A 6,429-nucleotide genomic window follows, 5' to 3' on the forward strand; every position below is an offset into this window, starting at 1 on the left:
TCACATCATTCAGTTCGTAGTTACTTTTGCAATTTTACCTTGCTCAATATAGACAAGTAAAATTGAAACATCTGCAGGGTTTACACCTGAAATACGCGATGCTTGAGCAATTGATAGCGGCTGAACACTTTTCAGCTTCATACGCGCTTCTGTCGCCAAGCTAGGAATAGCATCATAATCGATATTTTCAGGGATTTTCTTATCCTCAAGCTTCTTCATTTTTTCTACTTGCTGAAGTGCTTTTTGAATATACCCTTCATATTTTAATTGAATTTCAATCTGCTCTTTTACATCATCCGTAAGTTCCACTTCTGATGGAGTTAGGGAAGCAACTAAATCATACGTCATTTCTGTACGTTTTAAAAGGTCTGCTCCGCGGATACCATCTTTTAGCTCCGCGCCGCCAGCATTTCGGATTACTTCTTGTGTCGTCGCGTTTGGCTTAATGATGATTTCACGCAGACGGGCGATCTCCTGTTCAATCATTGCTCTTTTCGCTTGGAACTTCGCGTAACGATCTTCCGTAATCATTCCTGCTTTATAACCGATTTCCGTTAAACGTAAATCTGCATTGTCATGACGTAATAGAAGACGGTACTCTGCACGAGAAGTTAATAAACGGTAAGGTTCATTCGTACCTTTTGTAACAAGGTCATCGATTAACACACCAATATAGGCATCTGAACGGTCTAAAATAATTTCTTCACGGCCTAAAACTTTCGCAGCGGCATTCATTCCGGCCATTAAGCCTTGTCCTGCTGCTTCTTCATAGCCTGAAGTACCGTTAATTTGACCTGCTGTATAAAGACCTTGGATTTTTTTCGTTTCTAATGTTGGCCATAATTGTGTAGGAATCACTGAATCGTACTCAATCGCATAGCCTGCACGCATCATTTCAGCATTTTCCAAACCAGGAATCGATGCAATTAATTTTTTCTGAACATGCTCAGGTAAGCTTGTCGATAAGCCTTGAACATATACTTCACGTGTATTGCGTCCTTCAGGCTCCAGGAAAATCTGGTGACGCGGTTTGTCGTTAAAGCGTGTTACTTTATCTTCAATTGATGGGCAATAACGAGGACCTGTCCCTTTAATCATCCCTGAAAACATTGGAGAAAGATGCAGGTTTTCCTCAATTGTACGATGTGTTTCTTCTGTTGTATAAGTTAACCAGCAAGGAAGCTGATCCATAATATATTCAGTTGTTTCAAAACTGAACGCACGGGGTACATCATCACCAGGCTGTATTTCCGTTTTTGAATAATCAATTGTACGGTTGTTTACACGTGGTGGTGTCCCTGTTTTAAATCGGATTAAGTCAAATCCTAATTCTTTTAAGTTATCCGCTAATTTGATTGATGGCTGCTGGTTGTTTGGACCTGAAGAATATTTCAGATTTCCTAAAATAATTTCCCCGCGTAAAAATGTACCTGTTGTAATGATTACAGCCGGTGCACGGTAAATTGCTCCAACTTGAGTAATAACACCTTTTACTGCGCCATCCTCTACAATTAGTTCATCGACCATTGCCTGATGAATTTGAAGGTTTTCTTCTTCTTCCAAAACCCGTTTCATCTCATGCTGGTACTGGAATTTATCCGCCTGTGCACGTAATGCGCGTACTGCAGGACCTTTTCCGGTATTTAACATACGCATTTGAATATGTGTTTTATCGATAATGCGTCCCATTAAACCGCCAAGTGCATCAATTTCACGAACAACGATTCCTTTTGCAGGTCCGCCGACTGATGGATTACATGGCATAAACGCAATCATATCTAAGTTAATTGTAAGCATGAGTGTTTTTGCACCCATTTTTGCAGCTGCATATGCAGATTCCACACCTGCATGTCCTGCACCAACAACGATTACGTCAAAATTACCTGCTTCGTATTGTATTGACATGTTGTTCTTCCTCTCTTTTATTCCAATTTATTTCCCTAAACAGAACTGCGAGAATAGCTGATTAATTAAGCTTTCCTGTACAGTATCTCCAATAATTTCACCAAGAATCTCCCATGTACGTGTCACATCGATTTGAATCATATCGACAGGTACACCTGATTCGGCTGCAGCAAGCGCATCTTCAATTACCTGTTGAGCTTGATGCAATAGCGCAATATGTCGCGCATTTGATACATATGTTAAATCATTCGCTTCCACTTGCCCTTCAAAGAACAATGCTGCAATCGCTTCTTCCAGCTCAATTACACCTTCTTCTTTCAATAACGAAGTCGTTACGACACGATGTTTTCCAGCCAATTCATGAACACGGTTTAAATCGATTTTACGTTCGATATCTGTCTTGTTGACAACGACAATATAATCCATCGCCTGAATCGTTTCAAAAAGGCGTTCATCTTCTTCAGTAAGCTCTTCTCCGTAATTTAATACAAGCAATATTAAATCAGCATCTTTTAATGCCTCTCTCGAACGCTCAACACCAATTCGTTCAACGATATCTTCTGTTTCCCGAATACCTGCTGTATCAACTAAACGTAAAGGAACTCCACGTACGTTTACGTATTCTTCAATAATATCACGAGTTGTGCCTGCAATGTCGGTTACAATCGCTTTATTTTCTTGAACTAAACTATTTAAAAGAGATGATTTACCTACGTTCGGACGTCCTAAAATAACGGTAGATAAACCTTCACGTAAAATTTTGCCTTGAGATGATGTTTGAAGTAATTTAATTATTTCCTCTCGTACCCAACCGCATTTTTCAAGAAGTACAGGAATCGTCATTTCTTCTACATCGTCATATTCCGGATAATCAATGTTTACTTCCACTTGTGCCAATGTCTCTAATAATGCCTGGCGCAAAGATGTAATAAGACGAGAAAGCTTTCCATCCATCTGTCCGAGTGCAACATTCATTGCACGATCGGTTTTTGCACGAATTAAATCCATTACCGCTTCTGCCTGTGACAAGTCGATACGGCCATTTAAAAATGCACGCTTCGTAAATTCCCCAGGCTCTGCTAAACGTGCACCGTAGCGTAATACAAGCTGAAGTACTCGGTTAACAGATACAATACCGCCATGACAATTGATTTCGACAACATCTTCACGCGTAAATGTTTTAGGTCCGCGCATTAAGCTCAACATAACTTCCTCTACCACTTCATCGGTTTTCGGGTCGATCAAATGTCCGTAATGGATCGTATGTGTCGCAACTTCCGATAACCGCTTATGATTTGGTGATTTAAATATTTTATCTGCAATTGCTACCGCCTCATCGCCGCTCAGACGAACAATCGCAATAGCTCCTTCTCCCATCGGAGTGGAAATCGCAGCAATCGTATCGAATTCCATTTATATCCTCCTATTTCAGTGTTATCCACATGTGGATAAATCACATCCGTGCTATACTAACTAACAATTTAGACTAACATATTTTTATTAAAATCTAAAGTAATGTAGATTTTCCATTCTTCATTAAAAAAACGACCTATCCAAAAGAATAGGTCGAAATATGTCTGTATATTATTTTACTGGCTCAATCACTAAATATCGATTTGGTTCGACACCTTCTGAGTGTGTTTCGATATCTATGCGATTTGCCAAAGCATTATGAATAATTTTTCGTTCATAAGATGCCATTGGTTCAAATGATACGGGTTTTCGTGTTCGAATAGCCTTGTCCGCCATGCGTAATGCAAGCTGTTCAAGTGCTGCTTGACGTCGCTCACGATAATCTTCCACATCCATTTGTAAAATCATAAACGATTTGGCCGTTTTATTAAGAATGAGCTGAGTTAAATGTTGAAGCGCATTTAATGTAAGGCCACGCTTTCCAATTAATAACGCTGCTTTCTCGCTCGATAACTTAAATGAAACATGTTTGCCATCTGTTTCATGGTCAATTGTTAAATCTGTAATTCCCATTCCTAAAGCAATATTCGTTAAATACTGTTTTGCCTCTTCAATAGGATCCACTTGTTGTTGTTCATGGTGAATTGGTTGATCTTCATTAGCTAAAACCGGCTCATTCTCGATTGTTTCCTCGACAATTGTCAGTTCTTCCACATCTGATCCAGAACCTGAAGTCGTCTCTTGATCCACTTGCTGCTGAACAATTTCCTTTACAGTGACACGAACTTCAGCATTTCGTGCCCCAAAACCTAAAAATCCTTTTTTGCCCTCTTGTAAAACTTCCACATCAACTTGTTCACGAGTATGGCCAAGCTTTTGTAACGCTAATGAGATCGCTTCTTCTACTGTTGCGCCTATTTGCGTAGTTTGTTTCACTTATTTCGCTCCTTTGGCATCGGTAGCATCCGGTTTATTTTTATTCCAAGGTTTGTAAATAACAAGGTTTTGTAATACAGATACAAAGTTTCCGACTACCCAATACAATGATAACGCGGCAGGTAAAATAATACCGAAACCAACGATCATTAATGGCATGATGTACATCATAATTTTCATTTGCGGGTTATCTACTGCTGGTCCAGTCATTAATACAACGTACTGGATAAGACCTGCGATAACAGCAAATATAATACTAGGCTCAGCTAATGGAACCGCTAAAAATGTCCCTAATTCAAAGGCATCCGGTGTTGCATTCATACGGCTGATCGCATGATAGAAACCGATTAAGATCGGCATCTGGATAAGAATCGGTAAACATCCAGCTAACGGGTTAACACCTGAAGTCTGCATTAACTGCATCATTTCCTGCTGGTATTTTTGCTGAGTTGCCGCGTCTTTTGAGCTGTATTTTGCTTGCAGCTCTTTTAACTTCGGTTGCATTTCCTGCATTTTCTTAGAACTTTTTACTTGTTTGATAGTTAAAGGTAGAATGATTAGACGAATAATAACAGTTACGATAATAATTGCAAATGCATAATTCGCAGCATTACCTTCAAACATATCAGCAAAAAGCTTGATAAATGATACTAATGGCCAAACAATATATTCATTCCAAAAGCCATCACTTTCAGATGAAATTGGTTGGTCAAATTCTGTACAGCCTGATAGCAGTAATACTACTGAAACAAGTGACAGCATTATCCATAGATTTTTCTTCAACCTTCTTCCTCCTAAAGCAAACCTATTCAATTTTTATGACAATATTTTACCATGTACGGACGTTCGTACACTACTAATTGTTCCGTAAATCCAAAGTTTAGAGCAATGAATGATAAACAATTAATTGCGGAACTATCCTTTATATACTCTTGCAACCTTCAAAACATGCTGCAAGCTCTTTTTGGTTTCGTGAAAATCCAGTGTGGCCGCCTGCGTTCTGGCGATAATAACATAATCCATATCTTGTTTTACTTCATCTTTTAATTCCAGAAAAGCTTGGCGAATATAGCGTTTCACTTGAACCCGAGTGACCGCATTTCCTACTTTTTTGCTCACTGATAAGCCAATACGAAACGCCTGTTGCTCTTCCTTTTTCAAGCAATATACAACAAATTGGCGATTCGCAAACGACTTACCTTTTTTAAACACCTTTTGAAAATCTTCATTTTTCTTTATACGTTGGCGTTTATTCATGATCCATTCACCTGCTCCATCTAATCATTGGTACTTTTTTTGCTCATTCAACAACGATAAAAGAAAAAAAAGACCACTGATGTGGCTCAGTGGACTTATGCTGATAATACTTTTCTTCCTTTTTTACGACGGCGAGCTAATACGTTACGGCCGTTTTTAGTGCTCATACGAGCGCGGAAACCGTGAACTTTAGAGTGCTTACGTTTTTTAGGTTGGTACGTGCGTTTCATTTATATACACCTCCTGAATTCGAGCGTTACTATATCTATCTCTACATACAGACCATGATATTATATAAAGAATAAAACCTGTTTGTCAATGCTTCAATTTTATTTTTCTCTTTTTCCTTATAAACCTTATATAATCCCCTTGCTGATCTACCCTCCCACTTATCCACAATTTATAAAATTAATTTCCGTTTATGCTGTGAATAGTATTTTTGCCTTTAAAAATTATCCACAACGTTTATCTACAGGTTTTTCACATATAAGAAACCTGTGGACAACTGTTATGTATATAACATATGATTATGTGGATAAGATCGTTTAACTATTGAAATACCTAACTTTATTTGATACGATAATTGTGTTTTACTTTGTGGAATTCTTTTCTGGGAAATATATTATCCACAATTGTTGATAATCTGTGGACAAAGATTTCCCCTACTCCAGAACAACCTTTATCCACAAGTTGTGGTTATGTGTATGAACTCCTTTTTAATTATAAAATATATATTTTATAGCTCTGTTTCCTATTAACTATCTAACAGAGCCTTTCTTTTTTCGTAAGCAAGAAAGTTTGCATTTGTAAGGAAATTCACATAAAAAAGAGACTCTCAACTAATCTTTGTTAGTATGAGCTTTGTCATTTAAATATACGAATCGAATGTGAAATGAATTAATGAAAGGAAGAAAGAGC

General features: G+C 38.1%; 6 protein-coding genes. All 6 read right to left on the reverse strand.

What is annotated here, in order from left to right; translation table 11 throughout:
* Positions 1–9: 9 nt before the first annotated feature.
* Positions 10–1,905, reverse strand: a complete 1,896-nt coding sequence (gene mnmG, locus MKY27_RS17925) for a tRNA uridine-5-carboxymethylaminomethyl(34) synthesis enzyme MnmG (RefSeq protein WP_339174577.1) — start codon at positions 1,903–1,905, stop codon at positions 10–12.
* A 27-nt stretch (positions 1,906–1,932) separates the two neighbouring features.
* A complete protein-coding gene (mnmE, locus tag MKY27_RS17930; RefSeq protein WP_339196725.1) occupies positions 1,933–3,318 on the reverse strand; it encodes a tRNA uridine-5-carboxymethylaminomethyl(34) synthesis GTPase MnmE in 1,386 nt (461 codons plus the stop codon).
* A 171-nt stretch (positions 3,319–3,489) separates the two neighbouring features.
* Complete coding sequence (jag, locus tag MKY27_RS17935) at positions 3,490–4,254, reverse strand: RNA-binding cell elongation regulator Jag/EloR (RefSeq protein WP_339196728.1); 765 nt, start codon at positions 4,252–4,254, stop codon at positions 3,490–3,492.
* On the reverse strand, positions 4,255–5,037 hold the full coding sequence (gene yidC, locus MKY27_RS17940) for a membrane protein insertase YidC (RefSeq protein WP_339196731.1): 783 nt from the start codon (positions 5,035–5,037) through the stop codon (positions 4,255–4,257).
* 132 nt (positions 5,038–5,169) lie between these two features.
* Positions 5,170–5,511, reverse strand: a complete 342-nt coding sequence (gene rnpA / locus MKY27_RS17945; protein ID WP_008408387.1) for a ribonuclease P protein component — start codon at positions 5,509–5,511, stop codon at positions 5,170–5,172.
* Between the two features lie 95 nt (positions 5,512–5,606).
* Positions 5,607–5,741, reverse strand: a complete 135-nt coding sequence (gene rpmH, locus MKY27_RS17950; RefSeq protein WP_008408389.1) for a 50S ribosomal protein L34 — start codon at positions 5,739–5,741, stop codon at positions 5,607–5,609.
* Positions 5,742–6,429 lie beyond the last annotated feature (688 nt).

This window comes from Solibacillus sp. FSL R5-0449 (genome assembly GCF_037975215.1).
Lineage (GTDB): Bacteria > Bacillota > Bacilli > Bacillales_A > Planococcaceae > Solibacillus.

What these genes read in the sequence shown, in the direction of transcription:
- rnpA (WP_008408387.1), bottom strand. Translation starts at nt 5,511, where the DNA reads ATGAATAAACGCCAACGTATAAAGAAAAATGAAGATTTTCAAAAGGTG.
- mnmE (WP_339196725.1), bottom strand. Translation starts at nt 3,318, where the DNA reads ATGGAATTCGATACGATTGCTGCGATTTCCACTCCGATGGGAGAAGGA.
- mnmG (WP_339174577.1), bottom strand. Translation starts at nt 1,905, where the DNA reads ATGTCAATACAATACGAAGCAGGTAATTTTGACGTAATCGTTGTTGGT.
- rpmH (WP_008408389.1), bottom strand. Translation starts at nt 5,741, where the DNA reads ATGAAACGCACGTACCAACCTAAAAAACGTAAGCACTCTAAAGTTCAC.